The sequence below is a fragment of the Desulfatibacillum aliphaticivorans DSM 15576 genome, assembly GCF_000429905.1.
Classification (GTDB): domain Bacteria; phylum Desulfobacterota; class Desulfobacteria; order Desulfobacterales; family Desulfatibacillaceae; genus Desulfatibacillum; species Desulfatibacillum aliphaticivorans.
On record NZ_AUCT01000018.1, the window covers coordinates 107,988 to 131,680 of the forward strand.

The window sequence follows — 23,693 nt, forward strand, 5'->3', positions numbered from 1 at the left end:
GCCCCCTCTTTAAATGCGCTTTAGTCTTCCGGATATTTAGAATAGGCTGGCAGCGAGTAATTGTTTATCCGCTGTTCCGCCAGCTTGAGCTTTTTTCGCGTCTTGAATATTTTGGAAGCGTCCTTTTTAGGCTTCATGTTCTCCAGATCCTGCCGGTACATCCCGGCCAAGGCGTTTGCCACGGAAGAATCAAAGGGCATAAAATGGTGCCAGCGCTCCCAGACAGTGAGCAGATCCTCCCTGCTTTCCCCCAATTCGTCCATGTCCACAAGCATTTGGTTAGCCAGGGCCAGGGAGGGAAAGCCGTACTCGTCCAAGCCGATCTGGACGTCCAGGCTTGCGTCATACAGGGGCATGTCGTCCCGCCTTCCCCTGGAAGACCTGCGGCCTGCAAAGTCCGCCGTCTGCACCAGCAAACGCACGGCCTCCCGGTCGTTTCCGTCCTTTTTCCTGGCCAGGCCCAGATAAAAAGCCCAATCCATGCCCGAGTATTGGTCAATGGCCCTTTGGATGCGGTCCAGGCCTCGGTCGTAATCGCCCCAGACAAGGTCAATCATGCCGGCGTCGCCCAGGATATTGCTGCTTAAAGGCCCTTCTTCGTCTATGCGCGTGACCAGGTTTTCCACCATGTCAAACCGCTGGATGCCGATCAGGTAGTTGATGCTGTCCCGCAGGGCCGAGTCGTTGTCCACGGAGTGTTCGTCGTGATATTGGCCGTACAGGTGCTCGCCTTCGTCAAAGTCCTCGCCAAAATACCGGCGGATGGACTTGATGACCGTGTCTGCATCGAAGCGCTCGGTCAATTCCTGGCGCAGCCCCGGGAATCCGGAATACATGGCGGTTACGGGAAAGAAAAACTCCCCGTCGTCTCCGGCCGCGGCCATAAGGTGGGATACGGAGACCTCGCTTCCTTTGCTGTCCAGGGCGCAAAGCTGATAGTGCAGATATTTGTCCGAAAACTCATTAAGCCGTTGGGCGATGTTCCAGGGAAGCCGTTTTTCCTCTTCCGGGGGATAGGCCAGAACCACCGTGGTGGCCCGGCGCTTCCAGGCTTTGACGAAATCCTGCTGGATATACTCGGACCACAGGTCCGACGTGGAGGTATCGTAAGTGACAAAGGTTTCCAGGGCCTCGTCATACCCGAAAATCACCAAAACATGGGAGGGCACGTACACCATGACCGGAAAACCCGCGTCAATGCATTGCTTGATGTCGGACAAGTCGGCCATGGGCAGAAAATCGTGGCGAAAGCCCTTTTGCACCGCAAACCAGGCCTGGTTGACGGCGAAGGTCCCGCCCGACAGCCCGGTGATCTCCCGGCCTATCTCCTTGGCGTCCACGTCCGCGCCCCAGTATCGCATGGTCAGGGCCAGGGAGTTGGGCACGCAATAGGCGCTTTTGTATTCGGTTCGGGTTTCCACGCCGGGCAGCACCACTCGGGACGGACCGGTTGAGCGCCTGAGACTGTCCAGGAACCTGGCGGATTTTTCAGCCAGTCTGTCGTTGGCATTGTACTTGGTGATCAGGCGTTCAAAGCCTTTTTCCGCCAGATCCTCTCTGCCCATTTTATGGTAGATCAGGGCCGCGCGGTATTGAAGGAACGACGCAATATGGTCCTGGGGCATTTTTTTCAAGCCGTGCTCGTAGCACCACAAAGCCTTGGAAATTTCCGCCCGGCGCTCCCAATGAAGACCGGCCGCCAAATAGGCTTCGGCCGCGTAGCCGAAGGTGACGGCGATGGTCAGGGCCACGGCGACATTGCATGCGGCCGCGGCCAGGGAACGGCGCAGCTTCGCCCGGCCGTTTTCTCCGTTCGTAATATGAAATGCCCAAAGGCCGGACCACACGACTCCGATGAACAGCCCCCCCAGGATCATGGAACTGAGGATGTCCCTCCAACCGCTTCCGGTCACCGCTCCGGCCTGGAACCCGGGCAGGGCCATGGTCACTTCCGCGGCCAGAACCAGAGTCAGGTACACAAAGATGATGGCAAAGCAGCCCTCCACAAAGGCTTTTGGCCGAATATCGGGGCGCAGCCTGCCTCCCACGGCGCCGGCGAAGGCGCCCGCAGCCGTCAGGCAGAAGCCGGAAAAGGTAAGCCGGGATAAGGCGTAGTCGTCCGCAAAAGTCACGGGAAACCAGGTGGAAAACAGGGCGTCCGTAATCAGCAGGTAAAAGATGGAGCAAACCGTTCCCAGAATGCCCGTAACCATGGCGCCGGCGAAAAAGCCCACAGCCACCTGGCGCAGCCCGCCGCTTTCCTTTTGCGTCCCTTCGGACTCAGGCGCGGCTTCCCGCGCTGCGGGCGCGAAATAGGCGGCCAATCGCCAAAGGCCCAGGCCCAGCACAAGGTTGACGCCGGTCAAGGCCAGGGCGATCTTTTCCCATTGGGTGTTCCACGCGACCATGCCTCCCAGGAGGCCCGCCCCGAGAATAACGCCGGCAACTCCCGTGATCCAACCCAATTTCTTCCTGCCGGAAGCAGCGAGCATGGACCCGGCCAAGGGGCCGGCGGCCATTGTTCCGCACAGGACGGTGAGAAGAATCAAAGCGCCGGGGCGCAGGGGCTTGTATGTATTTTCCATATTCCGTGTCATTCGGTCAGTCCATGTTTGCCAGCAATTTCCGGGCTTTTACGGTCACTTCGGTGTCGGGATCAATCCGGCAGGCCCATTCCAGGGCCTTTTTAGCGTCCTCATCTTGTCCTTCGGCCAAAAGCGCACGGCCGTAGTGAAGATGATAAACGGGAATATGCCGCCTCATGTCCACGGCCGCCGCATAATGGGTCAGGGCCTTTTCGGGCTTCTCCTCCCATTCCGCGATGGCGCCCAGCACAAATTGATAATCCGCGTCATTGCGCAGGCCTCCGACCTCCACATGCTCCAGGGTTTCCTTGGCCTTTTCCGGCTGTCCGAGAAGAATATAGCCGTAGGCCGCCTTCAGGCGGCCGGAGTGGGCGGCCGGGCCGGCCTTTATCATCCCTTCCAGAGCAGCGACCATATGGGGAATGTCGTTTGCGAACTCATATAAATCCGCCAATTTTGTCCAGGTTCTGTAACGGGACGGGTCCGTTTGGGTCCATTGTTCGTAAAGATCCGCAATGACCTGGCGCTGCCGGGGATCGCTTTTATGCAAAAAGGGCAAATAGGCCATGCCTACCATCCTGGGCAAACCGGGATCTTTCAGGTCCGCGTCAAATTGTGCGGCGGATTTACCTAAAAATGCTTTGATTTCAGGCTTGTCAAAATAAGCCATATAGGTTTTCAGCTCGTCGAAGCCTTTTTCCAGCATGATCCGGCTTTTGAGATTTTCGCTCCGGTCGGCCCACAACGAGGCGCCCAGGTGAGCCATGTAGAGCGGCATAGGGGAGTCCCATTTCTCCGCGGACGCCATGGCCCATTCAATGGCGTTTACCGGGTCTCCGGCCTTGGTGAACTGGAGGCTTATAAGGGCTGCTATCCGGGCCTTGCTTTGCGCAATCAGCTCCTTCTTGGGCAGGCCTACGGCTTCTGCGGCGATGGACAAGTATTGCTCGGGGATTACCACGGCCATAAACGGGCTGATGATTTGGTTCACCGGCGCCTCCCAAACCTTGGGCGCCATTTCCCAATAGGCCTCGCGGCGGATTCTTTCCCGTCGCATCCTGCTTTTGCCCTGGCCTTCATCCTCCAAACCCAGCACTTCGCCGGCTTCGTCCCGGTTGTTTTTCATCTGCCGGTTGCTGATGGAGGAAAAATTGTAGGTCAAGGCCAGGTTCCGGCCTTTATCAAACCCGTACATGAGGTAAAAAAGCTGGTAGCCCTCCATAAAAACCGGGATGCCCTTGTCCAAAAGCCTTTGGGCGGTTGGCAGATCCGAGGGCAAAACCAGGGTTTTGTACCCCAGGTTGGAGGCTGCGTCGTCCAGATGCGCAAAAGACAGCAAGGGCCGGAGGTTGATCAGGTCTTCGGTCTCTGACATGGCCCTCAAGCGGGTTTTTATCTGGGATTCGGGAACGTCCTCACCTTCCCAATACCGAATTGCCGCAAGCAGGCTCATCCAGTTGGCGGTCAGATAATTGGCGTCGTCCACAACAGGTATGTCCAGCCATTCGCCGGGATTGCGTTTGGACGGGTCATAGTTTTCCTGGACGGATTTCGCCTGGGATACGATCCAGTACCAGCGGTTCTGGCCTTCAAAATTCTCTGCAATGCGGCGGTTGTATTCTTCGGCCTCTTCAAACTCGCCCTGGTGGTACAAATAGGCGACGTATTTTTCGGCCAGATACGGCCAGCGCGCATGATCGGGATATCGCGCAAGAAGCACTTTCAGTTTATCAAAGGCGTAATCCCGCTCAGCCTGGTCCGGCGAAGCCGCCAGGTACATTATTCTCCCCTGATAGTCCATCCATTGGGAGTTAGAAGTCATCCAATAAGGGAAGGAGCAAATAAAAACCAGAGGAATGACCAAAGCTCTGAGGCCGAAATCGCGGATTCTGCCGGGCGCGCCGAACAGCAAGGGCATCAGGATAAACCCCATGAACTCGAAATAGCTTCCCATGGTCAGGACGAATTGCTTGTCCTTGCCGCCCCAGGGCGGAATCACGGAGTTGTATACGGAGTCCAAGTCCAGGGCTTCGCCGCCGCCGGTCAAATAATAGCCCTGAAGTTTGAACAACAGCAGCAGCCCGATCCAGGCGATCACGGTTCCGCCCAGATAGCAGACAATATCCCGGACCTTGAATCCTTTGGGGTTTCCCGCCCACCATGCTCCGACAAAAGCTCCGGCGGCAATGCCCGAAAAAGCGCCCTTGAAAAAATCCCACAACACGATTTCGCGGTTCAGGGAATCCCAAAGGGAAAGCATGGCGATACGGTTTTCTATGGCCTGGGGAATGCTGATAAGAGCCGCAATGCAAAAGCCCAACAAGCCCCCGATCAGCACGGGCGCAATCCATTTTTCCGGCGGCAGGTTTTTGTAACGCGGCGGCGCAGGGCCGATAAAAACGTATTGATAGCGCCAGGCGGCTACCGTCCACGCCAGGTCCAGGAAGACGGCGCCCAGGGATATTACCCACCAGGGGCACAGAAGGTTGAGGCTGGCGTATCGGACGCCTGCAAAAACCAGCAGGTTGGCGGCCAGGGCGATCAGGCTCAGCTTTTTTTCGTTCCTGGCCCACAAGGCCCAGCAAACCATAAGCCAGACAAAAAAGCCGCCCAGCCCAAAGCCCAAAAGCAAAATAACGTACCAAGGCCAAGGCCCCGGCAAAGTCCGTTCTGCTTCCTGCGGCAGGGGGGCGGCTGCATCATTGATTTCGTTATTGACCATCATGTTTGCAACAATACAATATATATACTAAAAAGTCAGGCAAAAAACCGGGATTGGAGCTTAAACTTCCCGGCCAGGGGCGCATATTAACCGCATTGGGCGCCCTGCGGCATCATTTTTTGGAAAACCGTCCGGGCGCCGACCCATGGCATTATCGCTCAGGCGCTGCTATGGCTTGCAATTTTTCGTCTGATTTCATAATACCCGGATGTAAATAAGGAGGGGCTCTTTTTCGGTCAGACCACAGGCTGCGTTTGCAATATCAACTTTCAGGGCTAAAAGCAAACCCATGAATATAAACAATGCGTTAAATCCTTGCCGGGTGTGCCCCCGGAACTGCGGCGTGGACCGCACCGGCGGCGAAAACGGCTTTTGCGGCCTGGACCATCAACTGCACATCAGTTGGGCGGGCCTGCATCAGGGCGAGGAGCCCATGTTCGCCGGCCCGGGCGGGACGGCCAACTTCTTTTTTACCTCCTGCAACCTGGCCTGCGTATATTGCCAGAACTACCAGATCAGCCAGCAAGGGCTTGCGGATTCGGTTTGCACGCCGGAGGATTTCGCCCAAAAGGCCTTGGAACTGGAAGCCGCGGGCGCGGGCTTTTTGGGGCTGGTCAGTCCGTCCCATCAGGTTCCCCAGGTGCGGGAGGCTCTTATTTTCGCCAAAAAGGCGGGCGTGGGCCTGCCGGTTCTGTACAATAGCTCCGCCTACGACAGCGTGGAAATGCTCAAGTCCCTGGACGGCCTTGTGGACGTGTATCTGCCGGACCTGAAATATTCCTCCAACGCCATAGCCGAGAAATATTCCCAGGCGCCGGGCTATGTGGAAGCCGCCCGGGAGGCCGTCCTGGAAATGCATCGCCAGACCGGCGATATGGACATCGACCCGGACTCTGGGCTGGCCAACAAGGGCGTGTGGGTGCGGCTGCTGGTTCTGCCCGGCGGCGTTTCCGGCTTGTGGGAGTCCTTGTGCTTTTTGGCCTTGGAGGTTTCCACGGGGATCGGGCTGTCCATCATGTCCCAATATTCGCCCCTGCACCGTGCCGGGGAGTTTCCTGAAATCAACCGGACCATTACGCAAGAGGAATACGATCAAGCCGTGGGCATGGCCGAGGAATTGGGATTTGAGCTGATTCTCACCCAGGACCCGGAGGAGTCCCCGGAAAACGCCGTGCCCGACTTTACCGACGAAAAAAAGCCCTTTGCATCCTTTTAACGCCAAAGGCTTTGCCTACTGCCGCGCCTTCATGCTAAGGAAAATCCATGGAAACCGAAAATATTCATAGCTTTGACGTGTCCCTGTTCTCGTCCTGCCGGGTGCTTGTGGTGGGCGACATGATGATCGACGAATATTTGTGGGGCGAGGTCAGCCGCATTTCCCCGGAAGCCCCGGTGCAGGTCGTGGAGGTCAAGAAAACCACTTCCACTCTGGGCGGCGCCGGCAACGTGGTGAACAACCTAACCGCTTTGGGCGCCAAGGTGTCCGTGGCAGGGGTCATGGGCGGCGGCAAGGCCGGGGATTTGCTGAACGGCAAACTGACCGCCCTGGGCGTCAATACGGAAGGCCTGCTGGTGGATCAGAGCCGTGCAACCACGCGCAAAACCCGGGTGATCGGCGCCAATCAGCAAATGCTGCGCATCGACAGGGAGTCCAAGCAGGAAATCTCGGAAGAACAGGTGCAGGCCATAGTCCGTTTCGCCCAAAACCAAATCCCCCAATGCGATCTGGTGATCGCCTCGGATTACGGCAAGGGAGTGCTTACTCGCAGCCTCATGGAGGAATTGGCGAAAATCTGCAAAACCGCCGGAAAAGCCATGATCGTCGACCCCAAGGGCATGGATTATTCCAAATACAAAGGCGCCACCTGCATTACGCCTAATAAGAAGGAAGCCTCCCAGGCTTCGGGCGTGGAAATCAAGGACCAGGCCAGCCTGGAACGGGCGGCGGCCAAACTCCTGGAAATTGCCGGGGCCGAGAAAATCCTCATCACCCTGGGCAAGGACGGCATGGCCCTGTTCTCTCCGGGCGAGGAGCCTTTCCGGGTGCACGCCCAGGCCAGACAGGTGTTTGACGTCTCCGGCGCCGGGGATACGGTCATCTCCGTGCTGGGCCTGAGCCTTGCCGCGGGGGCGTCGTACAAGACCGCGGCGGCCCTGGCCAACACGGCCGCCGGAATTGTGGTGGCCAAGGTGGGCACGGCCACGGTGGATCAGGCGGAGTTGAAAGCCCAGTTGCAGGACCAGCCTATCGCTTACCAGGCCAAGCTCAAACCCCTGCAGGAGCTTAAAAGCGCCCTGGAAAACCTGCGCCGCCAGGGCAAAAAGATCATTCTCACCAACGGATGCTTCGACCTTTTGCACGAGGGGCACATCAATCTTCTGGAGCAATCACGCAAGCTGGGCGACGTGCTTGTTGTGGCCGTGGACGACGACGAGTCGGTGCGCATGGTCAAAGGGCAGGGCCGCCCCATCATTCGGGAGCGGGAAAGGGTGAAAATCATCAGCGCCATGACCGGCGTGGATTTTGTCACGGTCTTTTCCACAAACCAGTTGGACGAACTTATCCGGGCCGTTCGCCCCGACATCCTCACCAAAGGGGGGAATTACAAGCCGGACCAGGTGCTGGGCCATGAGATCGTGGAGGAGTTGGGAGGCCGGGTGGCGCTGATTCCCGACGCCTCGGACGTTTCGTCCACCCGCATCATTCAGGATATCCGCAACGGCAGGGGATAAAAAAAAGAGGCAACGCCTTCGCAGCCGCCCACAGGCAACCACTCGGCCGAGCCTCCGTTTTCAATGTATCTCAACAATGACTTCTTGTCAAAAGGTGGAGGCAAAAATGACTGACAACGCGCAAGACCTGGAAATGATCAAGGAAACCGTTCAGAACTATTTTGACGGCATGTATTACGGCGACGTAGCCAGGCTGGAAAAAGCCTTTCACGCCGAGGCTTTTTTGTTCGGCCATTTCCACGGCAAGTTCTCCCACATGCCGGCCTCGGGCTTTTTCAAAATGGTCGCTTCCGCGCCGTCTCTTGAATCCAAGGGAGAGCCCTTTGACATGGAAATCCTGACCATCGACGTCACCGGCCAGGTGGCAGCGGTCAAGGTCCGCGACGTGTATATGAAAATGCAGTTTTTTGATTACCTGAGCCTGGCCAAGGTGGACGGGGAATGGAAAATCGTCAACAAGGCCTATCATCACGATTAAAGAACGGACTTCGGGCTTTTGCCGGTCCAGCGTTTAAAAGCTCGGTTGAACGCGCTTTGCTCGGAAAATCCCAATAAGAAGGCAATGTCGCACAAGGTCATTTCCCCTTTCTGCAAATATTGCAGGGCCGCTTCCTTGCGCACGTAATCCAGGATTTCCCGGTAGGTGGTGGATTCCTCCTTCAGCCGGGCCTGCAGGCTTCTCACGCCCACTCCCAAATCCTTGGCCGCAGCGTTCACATCAAAGGACGCCCCGCGGACCAGCCTGGAGGTAATGATTTCCGCTGTCTTATGCGCCCAGGTTTGGGAAAAGTAAACGCGATGCAAAAGGCTTTGGGCGAAGCTCTCCAATCTTTGCAATAAGGCGGGATTAGCCATGGCCACGGGCAGGGACAGGTCTTGCGCTGATATAATCACCTCGCTTTTCGGGGCGTTAAAAACCAAAGGCGCGGCGAACCGATCCTCATATGGCCCGCAGTCGCCAGGCTCGGGATATTGAAACCGCGTCTCTTTAAGCCGAATTCTCCCCTGCCCCAAAAATTCCAAAATCCCGGCAAAAAAAGACAGCAAGGTCTCAGCTATGGCGCGGGGCGGCCTAAAACCAGGAATCTCGGTTTTCCAGCCCAGGCGGGCGACTTCTCCGTCTATCCGCATGCAAGGCCGCAAAACATCGGCCATGAGGTCGTGATACCGGAAAAATCGGTCCAGGGCCTCGCCCACGGTGGGGCTGTTCATCATCATGTTGATGAGAACGCTGCCGCCCGGGTAGCTTCGGGCCATTTCCCGCCCGAAATTCAGCCCAAAACAAGGGTCCTGAGCGGCTTTTTCGGCCTCCCGGAACAAAAGCTGGTACTCCAGGGCCGGCAGCCGCGCTTCCGGATCGGAAAAACAGCGGGCGTTCGGATCCAGGGCCGCGGTTTGGCATATCGAGTCAAAATCCAGGCCCAAACCCAGCACGTAGTTTTTTAAATTATGCACCATGAGGGAGGAAACTGTCGGGCTTCGGGGCATGGAATTTTTTCCTTGGGTTAAAAATTACGTAAATGGTCAATGGAAACGCGCTGCGAGTCAATACGGGCTGGCTGGCTTTTTTATATACCTTGGGCCGGCTGAATTGAGCAACCCCTAACCCAAGGAGAAAAAAATGGAAGCTATCGGAAGAAAAATTGTGTGCACCAAGGAAAAAACCCTCAAAGGCTCGCCTTCGGAAATTTTCCCCCTGCTCTGCCCGGTGCTGGAGGAAAGATGGATTCCCGGTTGGGAGTACGACTTGTTGTACACCCAAAGCGGAGTCAACGAAACCGGCTGCATTTTTCGGGAAAACATGTCCGGGCCCAACCTGTTCGAAGAGCCCATTCCCGCAATATGGACCACCATCCTCCACGATCCTGAAAAGACACGGGTGGAATTTGTCATCTGTTATGAAGGCAGGGGCGTCTCCTGGTCCTCGGTGCAGCTTTCCCCAGCCGGGGAAGGCCTCACCAAGGCAAACTGGCGCAAGGAACTGACCTCCCTCAGCCCCAAAAACGACCGGTTTTCGGACCAGGAATTACACGACAAAATGCTCGTCTCCCTGGATTTTCTAGCGGACGCGCTTTCCCATTATTGCGGGACCGGAACCATGCTTGCATAGGCATACTAAAGCGGTCTCATTGAATGCGGCCTATGAAAGCGCAGCCTTCCCGGGCGGATTCGAAACCCGCCCGGGGAAAGCCGCCGCAACGCAGGGGCGCCCGCCTTGAAATAAGGGGCGGATTTTTTAAAATTATCAGTAAATAATCAAAATTTAATGAATTTTAAGTATAATTTATTTTGAATTTACTGCGTTTTTTATCCAACTTCCACGATTCCTATTTCGCGCTTTATCCACGCCTTTTTTCCACGCCAAACCCGTCTTTAATGTTTTTTTTGACATGATATGGACAGATTGTCATAATTGAACCACCGGATCAAAACATAGCCTGAGCAAACGCCCAGGCCTGCAGGGAGGGACTAATGATTATGACAAAGCGCTCCATGGGCATTGTTGTTCTTTTTTTGCTCCTGGCCCAAGCGGTCTTCGCGAATGATAGCCGCATCGCCGGCAAAGCCGTAATTCCCGGGGCTCCCGGAGTTGTGAACGGCGACGTTAACGGCGACTCCATCGTCAACCTAAAGGATATTCTGTACAACATGCGCACATTGACCCGGATATCCAATCAAGCGGCGGACTTCGGGGATCTGGACGACGCCTCCACCAATTTTCCCACCACCCTTGGGACGCAAAACGCGATAGCCGGACGCACCGGTCCGTATCACAGAAACGTGTCCCACGAATGGATCGGCTCCGGCTCCTCTTCCACCACGGATACCGAGCTGGACGCCAAAACCATTGATTTGGACTTTGACGACGCGGATTTTGACATTTATCCCATATCCTCCAACAGCCAGGCCACCGGAGTCGGGGTCATCAGGATTCCTATAGGCACTGACAGCGATACAGCCGTCCGTTATCTGAACGTGGCCGCTGACTTGAACAATGACGGCCGTTTCCAATCGTACGGAACACTGCCCAACAGGCAGCACGAATGGATTGTGGTCAACTTGCCCATCCAACACCAGGGCGGGCAACGGGACATCAGCACGTCTTTCGCCCTGACCGACCCCAACGCCCTCATCGCTTTTCCATGCATTCGCATCACCCTGACCACGGAAATGATCGACCCGGCCTTGTTTGGGGATAACGGATGGGACGGATCCGGGCCGGCAGGCGGGTTCGCCCGGGGCGAGACGGAAGACTGGTGTTTCGGCCCCCAAGGCGAGACCACGACAACAACGTATGACTGGCCCCTGGCTTATGGAATACAGCCGCCCGCCTGGGAGGTTCCCCCGCTTCAATGGCCGGAGCCCGAGCCCCCCATCTACGACCCGCCGGACAACCCCTTCCCTCCGGGATTCGCGCCGCCCGGAGGTAAAATCCAGGACGGAGGCGAAAACCATCCCGTCACCCAGGCTCCAGGCCCCATGGCCGAACCGGCGGGCTTTCAAAAAGCATTCAAAAAACAGGCCCATATCCCCGAAATGGTCGGAACCAAACAAGAGGGCGATTATGACTGCGCCCCCACCTGCGGCTCCAACTCCGTAACCTATCTCCTGGAAAAAGCCCGGCTCATCGGGGATATCCAGGAGGCCGCCTATTCCGAAAACCCGGAAACAGCCGCCAGAATTGCAGATTCCATTTTTAACGGCATCCCGGAATGGCCGAATCATGCCGAAGAATTTGTGCGGGAAAAACTCAAGCAAGCCATGAAAGACGGCGGCATGATGGACGCCGCCAACAATAAAGGCACCACCCCGGATGGGTTCCTGGCCGGGAAAAAAGCCGCCTCCAACGCCGTGAAGGCCGCCACCGGGACAGGCCTTACCACCAAAGGCCGCGAAAACGCCTGTTTCAATAATATATTTCAAGCCGTCTCCAAAGGACGGGACGTGGAAGTCGTCCTCACCTTTAAACCCGAAAGCACCCCGCCGGAAGGCCACATGGTCATCGTGACCGGAGCGACTATGGATCACAACGGAAACCTGACCCTGACCTTTGTCGATCCCCTGCACAGGGAAAAAGGCGAACAAACCTACACGGTGGGCAACGGAGCTGAAAAAGGCTCCGACACTGCGGTCAACAAAAGCGGCCTTGAGGTGAAAAACTATCCGGGCTCAGGCGGAAAACGAGCTGTAATCACACACCTTTTCGAAGAATACTTGACGGATTCCACGGAAAGCACAGGAGGAGGCGGAGTGATTGGCGGTATAAGCAAATAAACGCAAAAAGCCCGGCATGGCTGGATCATGCCGGGCTTTTTGCCACTACGCGCCCGGGCTCCCATCTCTAATCCCTTTTCAAAATAACTCTCCCCTGGCGTTTCGTCCCGATTCTTTAAAATCCATCCTTCCACGCTTGCCATATGTAGTATTGATTATTATTTTCAATGAAAGAAGTGGTACACAGGAGGCTTTGCGGCTTCTTTTTAATCAGGCCTTGAATACCCATTGGGAAAGGGGGAACAGGACGCACTATGGACAGCCAGGCAAGACGCACCCATGCATATTTTCCCACGCCGGAGGAAATAAGAACCCTGCCTCCGGACGGCGGCGCCAATTATAATCGTCTGATTTTTGAGAAAAGCCCGTATCTGCTGCAGCATGCGGCCAATCCGGTGGATTGGCGGCCCTGGGGGGACGAGGCTTTTGAACAGGCCAAAAAAGAGGACAAGCCGGTATTTTTGTCCATTGGGTATTCCACCTGCCACTGGTGCCATGTGATGGAACGGGAGTCTTTTGAGGATCCGGAGGCGGCCGCATTGTTGAACAGGCATTTCATCTGCATCAAGGTGGACCGGGAGGAGCGGCCGGATATTGACCATGTGTACATGAGCGTCACCCAGGCCATGACCGGCGCCGGCGGCTGGCCCATGAGCGTATTCCTGACTCCCGGCAAAGAGCCTTTTTATGCAGGCACCTATTTTCCCAAGGAAGACCACATGGGGCGGCCGGGGCTCATGCGCCTCGCAACTCTTTTGGGGGAGCTTTGGAAAAACGAGCGCTCCAAGGCTTTAAACGCCGCCCAGCAGGTGGTGCAGGCCCTCTCCCAGGCCCAGCCGAAAAAGGGCCGGGAGGAATTGGGGCCCCACACCTTGGGCAAGGCTTTCGCCGGGTTGAAAGCCTCCTATGATGTTCAACGGGGCGGGTTCGGCCGGGGCAATAAATTTCCCACCCCGCACAATCTGACCTTTTTGCTGCGCTACTGGAAACGCACGGGAGACGCCGAGGCCCTGGCCATGGTGGAGAAAACCCTCACGGCCATGCGCATGGGCGGCATATACGACCATGTGGGATTCGGCATTCACCGCTACGCCACGGACCCGAACTGGCTTTTGCCCCATTTTGAAAAGATGCTGTACGACCAGGCATTGACCGCCAACGCCCTGTTGGAGGCGTATCAGGCCACGGGCAAGGAGGAGTATGCAACCAACGCCCGGGAGATTTTCACTTACGTGCTCAGGGACATGACCTCCCCGGAAGGGGGATTTTACAGCGCGGAGGATGCGGACAGCGAGGGCGAGGAAGGCAAATTTTACGTCTGGACCACTAAGGAAATTACCGAGATTCTGGGCAAAGAGGACGGAGCCTTGTTTATATCCGCTTTCAACCTGGTCAAAGGCGGCAATTTTTTTGATCAGGCAACAGGCCAAAAAACAGGCGACAGCATCCCCCACCTTCAGAAGGATCCGGGCCGATTGGCCGCGGATCTTGGCATGGAAAAGGCGGAATTGGAATCGCGCCTGGAAAAAATCCGGGCCGCCCTTTTTGCGGAGCGGGAAAAACGCATTCATCCGTACAAGGACGACAAGATCCTTACGGACTGGAATGGACTCATGATCGCCGCCCTGGCCAAGGGGGGGCGCGTCCTGGGGGATGAGAAATACACCCTGGCTGCGGTGCGCGCCGCCAACTTCATATTGGACGCGCTCCAGGACGGCGAGGGGCATTTACAAAAACGCTTCCGGGAAGGAGAGGCCGCCCTGCCCGGCCTGCTGGACGACTACGCCTTTATGGTCTGGGGCTTGCTGGAATTGTACGAATCCACCTTTGGAGTCAAATGGCTGAAAAAAGCCGTCACTTTAAACGAAACCATGCTGGATTTGTTCTGGGACCGGGAAAACGGCGGCTTGTTCATGAGCCCGGTTTACGGCGAAAAACTGTTCATGCGCGGCAAGGACCTGCACGACGGCGCCCAGCCCTCGGGAAACTCCGTGGCGGCCGTCAATCTTTTGCGTCTGGCCGGGATTACAGCCAATGAGGAATGCCGGGAAAAGGCCGAGGCCATCCTGCAAGCCTTTTCCGGGCAAATCGAGGCCCAGCCGTACGTGTACACCCATTTGCTGGGCGCCCTGGATTTTATCATCGGCCCGGCCTTGGAAATCGTCATATGCGGAGATCAGGGCGCCAGGGACTCCACGGTCATGCTGGACGGCGTGAATCAGCGTTTCGTACCAAACAAGGTTCTGGTCTTCAGGCCCAATACAGAGGATTGCAAGGAGCTTGACGAGCTTGCGCCGTACACTCGGGAGCAGGCCTGCGTGCAAGGCAAAGCCACGGCTTATGTATGCCAGGGATATACCTGCCAACGGCCCACCACCGACCCGGAGGCGCTTTTTCGCATTTTGTCGTGATGACATGAGCAAGGCGCTCATGTCATAATGGATAAAAATGGATTGTTCACCAACATAAGGAAGGCGAATATGCGCATCGCTCTGCTATACGGAATATTCACCGTCATCCTGACCCTGTACGGGGGCAAGGTCTGACCGTTCATGGAGAACCTGCCCCCCGTGAAATTGGGGGCGGCCATATTGTTCTTTTTTGCGGCGGCTTTGATTCCCCGCTGGTTTCTGGAAAAGCGGTGGGTGGAAAAAAGCCCCATGTCCCAGTCCGGCCGACAGATGGCCATGGATCTTGTGCTGGTGCTGATTTTCGGGCTTATGGGCGCCATCTACGCCCATGTGTATCTGGGCTTCCCCCGGACCAGCGCTATTTTGCTTTATGTGGGATTCTCTTTGGCCGGCTTTTTCATCGCCGTGGACATGGCCTTGCACCGGGAGCGCAAAGTCCTGACGGCCGCCCTGGACGCCAACAACTATTTGCCTCCGAAAAAATTCTATTCGGTCACCAGAAAATTCGCTCTTGTGGCCATTTCCTCCGCGCTCCTGACCACCTTCGTGATCTATCTGGTGGTGCTCAACGACATTGACTGGCTCGCTTCGGCCGGACAGGATGCGCAAAGCATCGCCATGGCCCAGGAGTCCGTAGGCAAGGACATCCTGTTCATCATGCTGATATTCATGGCCTTGGCCGTGAACATGATCTGGTCGTACTCCCGGAATTTGAAGCTGCTGTTTGAAAACGAAACCAATGTGCTGGAAAGCGTCAGCAAGGGGGATTTGACCCGCAGGGTTCCCGTGGCCACCAACGACGAGTTCGGCGTGATCGCCGGCCACACCAACATCATGATTCAGGGGCTCAGCCACAGGCAAAAGCTCCTGGGCGAACTGGCCCTGGCCGAGGAAGTGCAGCAAAACCTCCTGCCCCAGGCGGCGCCTACTGTGCCCGGCCTGGACCTTGCCGGAACCAGCCGGTACAGCAGCCAGACCGGCGGGGATTATTTTGATTTTATCACCCTTCCGGATGAAAAAATCGGCCTGTTGATCGCCGACGCCTCCGGCCACGGCGTGGGCTCCGCCCTGCACATGGCCACGGCCCGGTCCATTTTCCGCACCCTGGCCTTGCGGGAAGACCGGCCCGCGAAAATCGTCACCGACATGAACAGGCAGCTTACCCAGGACACCTGGGAAACCGGCCGGTTCATGACCTTTTCCTACACGGTTGTGGACCTGGATAAACGCGCCCTGACCTGGGTGCGGGCCGGACACGACCCGGCCTTTTTATACGACCCGAAAACCGACGCGTTTGAGTATCTGGACGGACGCGGCGTGGCCCTTGGGCTGCATCCCGCCTGGGAGTATGAGGAATACGGCATGGAAGGCTTTACGCCCGGCAAGGTCCTGGTCATCGCCACGGACGGCATTTGGGAGTCCGCCAACGCCCAGGAGGAGATGTTCGGCAAAAAGGCCATGGAAAAGGTCATCCGCCAGCATGCGAAAAACAGCGCGTCCAACATCATGGAAGCCATCCTGGACGAGGCCCAGGCCTTCCGCGCCGGTCAAAAAATGGAAGACGACATGACCATCATTGTGGCCAAGGCGGTGTAGAAAGCGTCATTCCGCGCAAGTTTTCTGATCCAGAGCCTCCCTGACTTTTATGGCGACTTCATGTTTGGAAAAAGGTTTGTTAATGAAATTGATGCCTTCGTCAAGTACGCCGTGATGGGCGATAACGTTGGCCGTATACCCGGACATAAACAGACATTTCATACCGGGGTAAGATTCTGTAAGGCGCTCCGCCAAATCCCTGCCGCTCATTTCCGGCATAACCACATCGGTCATCAGCAGGTGGATGCGCCCGGAAAACGATTCAGCAAGTTGGATAGCCTCTTTGGGTCCGGAGGCGGCGAGCACCTGATATCCAAGACGTTCGAGCATCATTTGCGATACTCTTAAAAAGGCTTCTTCATCCTCCACGACCAAGACTGTCTCCGTCCCCCCTGCTATAGGCTCCCTCTCGGCCCGTTCCCGGTGTTGCATGGATTCCTTGATGTACCTTGGAAAATACAACTTAAAACAAGTCCCTTCCCCCGGTTCGCTATAGATATTTAAAAAGCCGTTGTTCTGTTTGACGATCCCGTAAACGGTCGCCAATCCCAGACCTGTTCCCTGACCAATTTTCTTTGTGGTAAAAAAAGGTTCAAACAACTTGTCCATATTTTCCTTCTTTATACCGCAGCCATTATCGCTTACTGCTATCATTACATACTCGCCTGACTTAAACCCTTCATGATCCCGGCAATACTCCTCTCCAAAGAACATGTTATTGGTTTCGATGGTAATTTTGCCGTCGCGTTCAATGGCATCTTTGGCGTTTACGCACAAATTGGCCAAAATCTGGTCAACCTGAGAAGGGTCTATCATAACCTTCCACAGCCTGTCTTTAGGCCTCCAGGCAAGGTCAATATCTTCCCCGATCAGGCGGGACAGCATCTTAAGCATGCTTTCAATCGTTTCATTCAGGTTGAGCGCCTTGGGAGCGATGGTTTGCCTTCGAGCGAAAGCCAGGAGCTGTCGGGTGAGGTCCGCCGACCGTTTAGCCGCTTTCTGGATTTCCTGAAGATTGGCGGCAATGGGAGCATTTTCGTCCAGGTCTTCCAAGGCCATTTCCGCAAAACCGGATATTATGCTCAGCATATTGTTAAAATCGTGAGCAACGCCGCCCGCCAGCCTTCCAATGGATTCCATTTTCTGGGCTTGCTGCACCTGCGCCTCCAATTTGCGTTTTTCGGTGACATCCTGCACAGTGGAAATCATCAGATTCTGATCAAAAATCGGAATATTCTTAGCAAAAACAATGCGCTCCGCCCCCGCTTTCGTCGTTATTTTAAGGTCTTCCCAAGCCATTCTCTTGGGGTCGCCGGAGGCCATGTCCTCCATGATGCGCAGTTGCAGGGCCTCCCGTTCTACGGGGTCGGGAAAAACTTTTTCAAAAAAGCCTTGAATATTGGGAAACTCTTCTTTCCCCCAACCATATATCTCTTCAAACTTCCGGTTTAGATAGGTTACTTCGCCAGTATCGATAAAATTAACCCCAAGCCCTATAGGGAGATAATCCAAAATCATCTCTATAAATCTGTTTCTCTTTAACAATTCCTGCTGAACAGAGGCCTGTTTCATTTCAAAGTCTTTATAGTCGGTTATGTCCCTCGCGATGGCATAGGTTTTCCCAACCTCCGGAATGGGATGCGACACCCAGCTTAACCAGCGATAGGTCCCGTCTTTGCATCTGTACCGGTTTTCAAAATTGATCACATTCTTGCCTAATTTCAAGGAAGTCTCAACCACTTGGCGGGTTTTTTCAAAGTCATCCGGATGAAGAAAATCCAGGAACGATTTATTCAATAGCTCTTCTTCCGAAAAGCCCAGGGTATCGGTGAACGCTGGATTGACTTTCAGAAAGGCGGTGGTGTTTATGTCCGCAATGCAGACCATGTCTATGGATAAGGCAAACAGCTGGGCGTACTCAGCCTCCCTTTCCTTCAGTTCCGTAATATCCGTATATGCTCCAAGCATTCCCTTTAGTTCACCCTCTTCATTGAACAAAGGCGCCTTGCTTGTCAAAATCGTTTTAACAGATCCATTCGGACCCGTTTGCGGCTCTTCAATAAGCAATTTGGGTTTGCCGCTCTGAATAACCTCCTGATCGTCAGCGCGATACTGCTCCGCCTGGTTTTTCCAGGCCATTTGATAATCATCTTTGCCAATCATATCCTTGGGGTCATCAAAACCTGCATCCTTGGCAAAAAGTGTATTGCAGCCCAGATACCGGAGATCCGTATCTTTCCAAAAAACTCTTACCGGCGCCGCATCCAAAATGGTTTTGATAATTTGCCTTGAGTCATGCAAATCCTTCTCTAACCGGTGCACTCTCTCTTCGAGTTCTTCATAGATTGGCTTCGGGGGCATAGGCATCCTTGTTTTTTGCATTCCGGAAGAAGAATGGGAGGAGTTTCTACTATCGCAACTTTAATTTACCAACGGTCATGAACTGGTGTCCAGAAGTTTCCTCCAATAAGATTGACCGCGGCTTGCCGCATGCCGCGGTGTTCAGCACGTCCTGCATTGGCGGCAAATCCTCTATACGCAGGACATTTCTTTAGGGACGCTTTATGCCCAGTTTTTTCATGCGGGCGGCGAGGGTGGAGGGGTTGATGTCCAGGAATTCAGCGACGCCCCCGGGGCCGCGCACCTTCCAGTTTTTTTGCTCCAAGGCCCACAGAATATGGCTGCGTTCGTTTTCCTCCAGGCTGTGGGGGCGGTGCAGGCTGCGCCCGTCTTCCTGGTCTTCCAGATCCGGAGCACGAAACAGGGGGCCGGAGCTTAAAATCATGCCCCGCTCTATCACGTTGGCAAGCTCCCGGATGTTCCCCGGCCAATGATACTTCAGGAGCTTGTTCATTTCCTCCCGGGAAATCTTTTTGGCCTCTATTTGCATTTTTTGGGCGAAAACCCGGATGAACCGCTCGGCCAGCAGGGGGATGTCCTCCTTGCGATCCCGCAAAGGCGGCACGACGATGGGAAACACGTTCAACCGGTAATAAAGGTCCTGCCGGAACCTCTTACCCGCAGCCAGGCTTTCCAGATCCCGGTTGGTTGCGGCTATAAGCCGAAAGTCGGACCGGATGGTTTCGTTGCCGCCCACCCTTTCGAACTCGCTGCTTTGCAGCACGCGCAGGAGGTTGGCCTGGACGTCCAGGGGCAGGTCTCCGATTTCATCCAAAAAGATGGTCCCTTTGTCGGCCAGTTCAAAACGGCCGATCCGGCGGGAGGAAGCCCCGGTAAAGGCGCCTTTTTCGTGGCCGAATAATTCGCTGTTGATGAGGGTTTCGGTAAGTGCGCTGCAGTTGGCTTTGACGAAAGCCTTGCCCCGCCTTTGGCTTTGATAGTGGATGGCGTTGGCGGCAAGCTCCTTGCCCACGCCGGTCTCGCCCAGGATGAGGACGTTGGAGCCGGTCCCGGCCACCTGCTCGATCAGATGCAGCATTTTGCTTACGGCCTGGCTTTTTCCGATGACCTCCTTGTAATTATCCCGGGAAAAGCTCGGCCTTGATTGAATGCGCCTCCCCTGGGACATGGCTCTTTTCAGGCGCTCGATTTCCTCCTGGGCGTTGGCGTTATCCAGGGCGGCTGCGGCCTGGGCCGCGAAAAAGGAAAGCAGTTCAAAGTCCGACTCCTTGAAGGCGGAATTGAGCAAACGGTTGTCGTGATAGAGCACGCCCAGGGTTTTCCCTTTGAATATGATAGGCGCGCAAATGCTTGATCGGGCCGCCTCGCCGGACCCGGCGCTCCACTCCTCCGGGGGGCCGGATTCCTTGCGGATAAAAGATTTTTTGTCCACGCCCAGGGAGGCCGCCTGTTGGATCAGACGCATGGAAGGCTCAAATGCGGGGCGTTCAACCTGGTCGGCGGTTAAATTCCTGGAGGCCCGCAGCTTCATAAGCGGACCGTGGGGATCTTCATTGGCCACGAAAATCGCCCCCCGCTCGGCGCCGGTCAACTGATTGACCGTTGACAGGATGCTGTGCAAAAGCTCCTTGCCGTCCTGGACCGAGGCCATGTCATTGCCCAGGCTGTAGATGCCGGAGAGCAGCCTTTGGGCGGAGGCCCTGGTTCGAAAAAGGGGTTTGAGGTCCGGGGGAATGGTTTCTTCGTGATACTGCTCCAACACGCCGGACAGCCGGTCCGCCATGCCTTGCGCCGCTTCGGCCTCCCCTTGCAAAAGAAGCCTGCGTATGATTTCCATACGGGTGCGGAGGATTTCCAGTTCGTGGCCCGACTCCTCCAGCCACTTAAGGGATTGATCCAGGGATCGCCTGATGGCCTCTTCCGGCTCTTTATGGAAGGCCTGCAGCAGGGCTGTATAGCGATAAGCCAGGCCTTTGAGAAACACGTTCCGGCCGACCAGGATGCTTTGGATTTCCCGATCCAGGGAAAGGTTGAGCATGCGGGGATACTTGCCTTGCTCCATGGCCCAGCAAAGCTCCAGCAAGTGGGGCTTGTGGTGCAGGGCGTCCACGTTGACCTCCCGGCATTTTAGCACGAACCGCCTCAGGGCGGCCACCGAGCGGCGGATGTCGCCTTTCAGATAATACAAATGGGCTAAAAAGCCGTCGGCCAGCATTTCGATATAATTGTTCCCGCTTTGCTTGAGGGCGGCGTGGTTCGCCTCGATGTATTCCAGGGTTTCCGCCGTGGACTTGATGCTGTGCAAGGCGTTGTGAATGGAGCCTGTGGCGAATGCGGCCGTATGCAGGTCGCCTGCTTCCAGGCAGGATTTCTGGATGGCGTCCAACATGCCCAGGCCCTGGGTGATCTGGCCCGTAAAGGTGTAGCACTGGCCCGCCGTGATGGTGACCAGCAGGGGAAATCCCCCTTCCGGCCGCGCTTCCACATCTGAGACGGCCGTTTCGTACAGGGCTGCGACCTCTTTGAACCGGCCCTGCCAGAAAAGAAAAAAGGTGCGGAAAGCCAGGGCCGAACGCATGAGCCAGGGCTCGTTGCACTGCAGAGCCAGAGCCCAACCGTCCTTGAAAATTTCGTAGGCGCCGTCGTACCGGTTTAAAAGCCACTCGTTCTTGGCGATGTGCATGCGAATGAGCGCCTGGGAGGCTTTATCCCCGCGTTTCTCCGCACGCACCAAGGCGTCCCGAAGCACGGCGGCCGTCTCGTCCGTACTTTGCCGGGCCGTGGAAACCTTGGAGGTCTTCAAAGCCATTCGGATGAACAAATCGTCGATGGCCGGCCCTTCCAGCCTCAACAAGTCGTCCTTGAGCTTTTTGTAGCATTCCAGGGCCTTGTCCGGTTGAAACTTCTTTACGAACGCGTCCCCCGCCAAGAGCAGCCCGGCGCAGCCCTGTTCGTCGTTGGGTATCCGAAGTAAAAAGGGCGCAAGATGAGAGGCGTCCAGGTCGTTCTCCCGGCATTCCTTCAAAAACAGCATGGCGGCGCTGCGAAAGCGTTTTTCCCTTTGGCCCGGCCCCATGCCGGCCAGCACGTGGTCGCGGATTTTAGGATCGGCCAGGGCGTAGCTCCCGGCGCCTTTGGGCGCCAGCCACCCGTCCTCCATGGCTTGTTCAAAGATTTCCAGGACCAGGGAGGGCCTTTGGCCGGAGAGTTCGATGATCCAGTCTATGGAAAAGTCCCTCTCGAACAAACAAACGGCTTCCCGCACTTTTTCCTGGGCGATTTTTTTCGAGATCGGGGCCATGGGCGCCTCTCCTTTGTTATTGCGCTTTAAATGAATATATCAATTTCAGCGCGGGGACCGCACAACTACGGCGAGGAGACCTCGCAACTACCGCGCGGGGACCGCGCGACTACGTCCCCCCCCATCCTGTCCTTCCCCCGCCAGGGGGGAAGGGACCATGATTCTCGGGCTCTGGTATTTAGGCAGACCATAGGCGCAAAAGTAGTTGTTTGATTTCAGGCCGTTGCTTCCAACCCCAAAGGTTGCATAAAGAGTCTTTCCTGAATCATCAAAAAGAGGACGCTGGGTCCCCGCTTGCGGCCGATCCCAAAAAACGGATCGGCCTTGCGGGGATGACGGGCTTTTGCACCGGACGCCTCCCCAAGAGATGATTGAGATTTCGGATAAGATTTCCGGGCTCGTCCCCTGCAGTTCGGATGCTGCATGGTATACTGTACTCGGGCGTTTTTCAGGAGTCAAGAAAAACGCTATATTTAGCCTTTAGACGTCAAATATGATGCATCGTCGTCCAGCTAATTACTAACCGACTAAATACACAAGAAATACGAATCAAGCCCCCTGGCGCCCTTCTTGCCTATTTACACGCCGGCAAGAAAGACAACCAACCAAAACGCACAACAAACCAATCGGACTATCTGCACACCCAACCACAGGAGGCGTCCATGTATGAATTGAAATTCGATCCGGACCTGTGCATGGCCTGCGATACCCAAGACTGCCTGGTCAAGTGCCAGCACATGGATATCGACCAGGAAACGGCCCGCACGGAGATCCTGAAACTGGCCGACGGGGAGGACTCGTTCGTCCTTCGGGACTGCGTAACCTGTTACGCTTGCGAGGAATACTGCCCCAACGGCAACCATCCTTTTTATTTGATCGTGAAAATGCAGGAGGAATTGGGCATGCTGCCCCTGCCAGATCCGCTGGTAAAAAGCGGCGTCCAGGTGGGCATTCCCTTCAGGGGGGAGCCGGTCATCGACGAAATGGAGGGAACGGTTCTGAATATGGGGGTGTTCAGCCCGCTGCTCGGCCGGGTGGAGGGGAGCAAACTCTTTGAAGGGCTGCCCGTCATTTCTCACGATTCCCGCAAGATGTTCCATTATTTCTGCCAGTTGATGTATTTGCATTACGGCAAGACCTCGGTGATCAACGAACGCCTGGACGGGATCATTCAAACCTTGGCCTCCCACGGGGCAAAGGAAATCGTGCATTTTCACGACGAGTGCTACGGGACATACACTTCCTACGCCCCGGCTTTTGGGATCGAGGTTCCGTTCAAATCCATCCACCTTTTTGAATTTTTGTACAACCGGCTTTTGGAACTGAAGGACGAAATCAGGCCCCTGGGGTACAAGGTGGTGTATCAGCGACCCTGCTCCTCGCGCCTGTCTTCCGACAAGCACCCATTCGTCGCCAAGATTTTCGACCTCATCGGCGTGGAATACATGGACCGGGAATACAAGGACGAAAACGCCATGTGCTGCGGCGCCACCATCCTGGGTCAGAAAAAGGAGGGCAGCCGGGTTTATTGCGCGGAAATCCAGAAGAAAAACATCGACGACATGAAAAAGGCCGGCGGCCAGATTTGCGTATTCAACTGCCCTGCCTGCATGCAAACCCTTGGCATGCCGGTAAGCAAGGCGGGCATCATGCCCTTGTTCATGAGCGACCTGTGCAGGCTGGCCATCGGCGAAAAAGTCGGATAGAAA

Annotated in this window: 13 protein-coding genes; 8 read left to right on the forward strand and 5 right to left on the reverse strand. The window is 55.8% G+C overall.

Features of this window, described 5'->3' with window-relative positions:
• Window positions 1-20 precede the first annotated feature (20 nt).
• Together G491_RS0116095 and G491_RS0116100 are read right to left on the reverse strand one after the other, a co-directional pair.
• Window positions 21-2,585 (reverse strand): C39 family peptidase, encoded by a 2,565-nt coding sequence (locus G491_RS0116095; RefSeq protein ID WP_028315332.1) that lies wholly within the window; start codon window positions 2,583-2,585, stop codon window positions 21-23.
• A 16-nt stretch (window positions 2,586-2,601) separates the two neighbouring features.
• Entirely contained in the window at window positions 2,602-5,310 is a 2,709-nt protein-coding gene (locus G491_RS0116100; RefSeq protein ID WP_157468340.1) for a tetratricopeptide repeat protein, read from the reverse strand.
• Window positions 5,311-5,596: 286 nt separating this feature from the next.
• Between G491_RS0116100 and G491_RS0116105 the strand changes: the two genes are divergently transcribed.
• From G491_RS0116105 to G491_RS31090, 3 genes are all read left to right on the forward strand, one after another.
• Window positions 5,597-6,523 (forward strand): radical SAM protein, encoded by a 927-nt coding sequence (locus tag G491_RS0116105; RefSeq protein ID WP_028315334.1) that lies wholly within the window; start codon window positions 5,597-5,599, stop codon window positions 6,521-6,523.
• Window positions 6,524-6,570: 47 nt separating this feature from the next.
• Complete coding sequence (gene rfaE1, locus G491_RS0116110; protein ID WP_028315335.1) at window positions 6,571-8,040, forward strand: D-glycero-beta-D-manno-heptose-7-phosphate kinase; 1,470 nt, start codon at window positions 6,571-6,573, stop codon at window positions 8,038-8,040.
• Window positions 8,041-8,146: 106 nt separating this feature from the next.
• Window positions 8,147-8,518 (forward strand): nuclear transport factor 2 family protein, encoded by a 372-nt coding sequence (locus G491_RS31090; RefSeq protein ID WP_035219104.1) that lies wholly within the window; start codon window positions 8,147-8,149, stop codon window positions 8,516-8,518.
• Here G491_RS31090 and G491_RS34060 read toward each other — a convergent pair.
• Entirely contained in the window at window positions 8,515-9,528 is a 1,014-nt protein-coding gene (locus G491_RS34060) for an AraC family transcriptional regulator (RefSeq protein WP_051327303.1), read from the reverse strand. The two genes, G491_RS31090 and G491_RS34060, sit on opposite strands and share 4 nt — an antisense overlap.
• 133 nt (window positions 9,529-9,661) lie before the next feature.
• Between G491_RS34060 and G491_RS0116125 the strand changes: the two genes are divergently transcribed.
• The 4 genes from G491_RS0116125 to G491_RS34065 all read left to right on the forward strand — a co-directional run bounded on the left by G491_RS0116125 (window position 9,662) and on the right by G491_RS34065 (window position 16,322).
• The gene (locus tag G491_RS0116125; RefSeq protein ID WP_028315336.1) at window positions 9,662-10,150 is read left to right on the forward strand and encodes a hypothetical protein; all 489 of its coding nucleotides are present in this window, start codon (window positions 9,662-9,664) and stop codon (window positions 10,148-10,150) included.
• A 362-nt stretch (window positions 10,151-10,512) separates the two neighbouring features.
• On the forward strand, window positions 10,513-12,315 hold the full coding sequence (locus G491_RS0116135) for a hypothetical protein (RefSeq protein ID WP_028315337.1): 1,803 nt from the start codon (window positions 10,513-10,515) through the stop codon (window positions 12,313-12,315).
• A gap of 254 nt (window positions 12,316-12,569) precedes the next feature.
• Window positions 12,570-14,726: a thioredoxin domain-containing protein gene (locus tag G491_RS0116140; RefSeq protein WP_084511546.1), complete on the forward strand. Its 2,157-nt coding sequence runs from the start codon at window positions 12,570-12,572 to the stop codon at window positions 14,724-14,726.
• A gap of 141 nt (window positions 14,727-14,867) precedes the next feature.
• Window positions 14,868-16,322, forward strand: coding sequence for a SpoIIE family protein phosphatase (locus G491_RS34065; protein WP_051327304.1), 1,455 nt, complete (start codon window positions 14,868-14,870; stop codon window positions 16,320-16,322).
• A gap of 6 nt (window positions 16,323-16,328) precedes the next feature.
• Here G491_RS34065 and G491_RS31105 read toward each other — a convergent pair whose 3' ends face one another.
• Together G491_RS31105 and G491_RS34070 are read right to left on the reverse strand one after the other, a co-directional pair.
• Complete coding sequence (locus G491_RS31105; RefSeq protein ID WP_051327305.1) at window positions 16,329-18,683, reverse strand: PAS domain S-box protein; 2,355 nt, start codon at window positions 18,681-18,683, stop codon at window positions 16,329-16,331.
• Window positions 18,684-18,873: 190 nt separating this feature from the next.
• Window positions 18,874-21,984: a sigma 54-interacting transcriptional regulator gene (locus tag G491_RS34070; protein WP_051327306.1), complete on the reverse strand. Its 3,111-nt coding sequence runs from the start codon at window positions 21,982-21,984 to the stop codon at window positions 18,874-18,876.
• A gap of 662 nt (window positions 21,985-22,646) precedes the next feature.
• Here G491_RS34070 and G491_RS0116165 point away from each other — a divergent pair.
• Window positions 22,647-23,690 carry a (Fe-S)-binding protein gene (locus G491_RS0116165; RefSeq protein WP_028315339.1) on the forward strand — a complete coding sequence of 348 codons (1,044 nt, stop codon included), beginning with the start codon at window positions 22,647-22,649 and terminating at the stop codon, window positions 23,688-23,690.
• Window positions 23,691-23,693: the final 3 nt, after the last annotated feature.

Bases quoted from the DNA above. Each gene is read 5' to 3' on its own strand.
- G491_RS0116125 (WP_028315336.1), top strand. From the start codon at position 9,662: ATGGAAGCTATCGGAAGAAAAATTGTGTGCACCAAGGAAAAAACCCTC.
- G491_RS31090 (WP_035219104.1), top strand. From the start codon at position 8,147: ATGACTGACAACGCGCAAGACCTGGAAATGATCAAGGAAACCGTTCAG.
- G491_RS0116165 (WP_028315339.1), top strand. From the start codon at position 22,647: ATGTATGAATTGAAATTCGATCCGGACCTGTGCATGGCCTGCGATACC.
- G491_RS0116095 (WP_028315332.1), bottom strand. From the start codon at position 2,585: ATGGAAAATACATACAAGCCCCTGCGCCCCGGCGCTTTGATTCTTCTC.
- G491_RS34060 (WP_051327303.1), bottom strand. From the start codon at position 9,528: ATGCCCCGAAGCCCGACAGTTTCCTCCCTCATGGTGCATAATTTAAAA.
- G491_RS0116105 (WP_028315334.1), top strand. From the start codon at position 5,597: ATGAATATAAACAATGCGTTAAATCCTTGCCGGGTGTGCCCCCGGAAC.
- rfaE1 (WP_028315335.1), top strand. From the start codon at position 6,571: ATGGAAACCGAAAATATTCATAGCTTTGACGTGTCCCTGTTCTCGTCC.
- G491_RS0116135 (WP_028315337.1), top strand. From the start codon at position 10,513: ATGATTATGACAAAGCGCTCCATGGGCATTGTTGTTCTTTTTTTGCTC.
- G491_RS0116100 (WP_157468340.1), bottom strand. From the start codon at position 5,310: ATGATGGTCAATAACGAAATCAATGATGCAGCCGCCCCCCTGCCGCAG.
- G491_RS0116140 (WP_084511546.1), top strand. From the start codon at position 12,570: ATGGACAGCCAGGCAAGACGCACCCATGCATATTTTCCCACGCCGGAG.
- G491_RS31105 (WP_051327305.1), bottom strand. From the start codon at position 18,683: ATGCCCCCGAAGCCAATCTATGAAGAACTCGAAGAGAGAGTGCACCGG.
- G491_RS34065 (WP_051327304.1), top strand. From the start codon at position 14,868: ATGGAGAACCTGCCCCCCGTGAAATTGGGGGCGGCCATATTGTTCTTT.
- G491_RS34070 (WP_051327306.1), bottom strand. From the start codon at position 21,984: ATGGCCCCGATCTCGAAAAAAATCGCCCAGGAAAAAGTGCGGGAAGCC.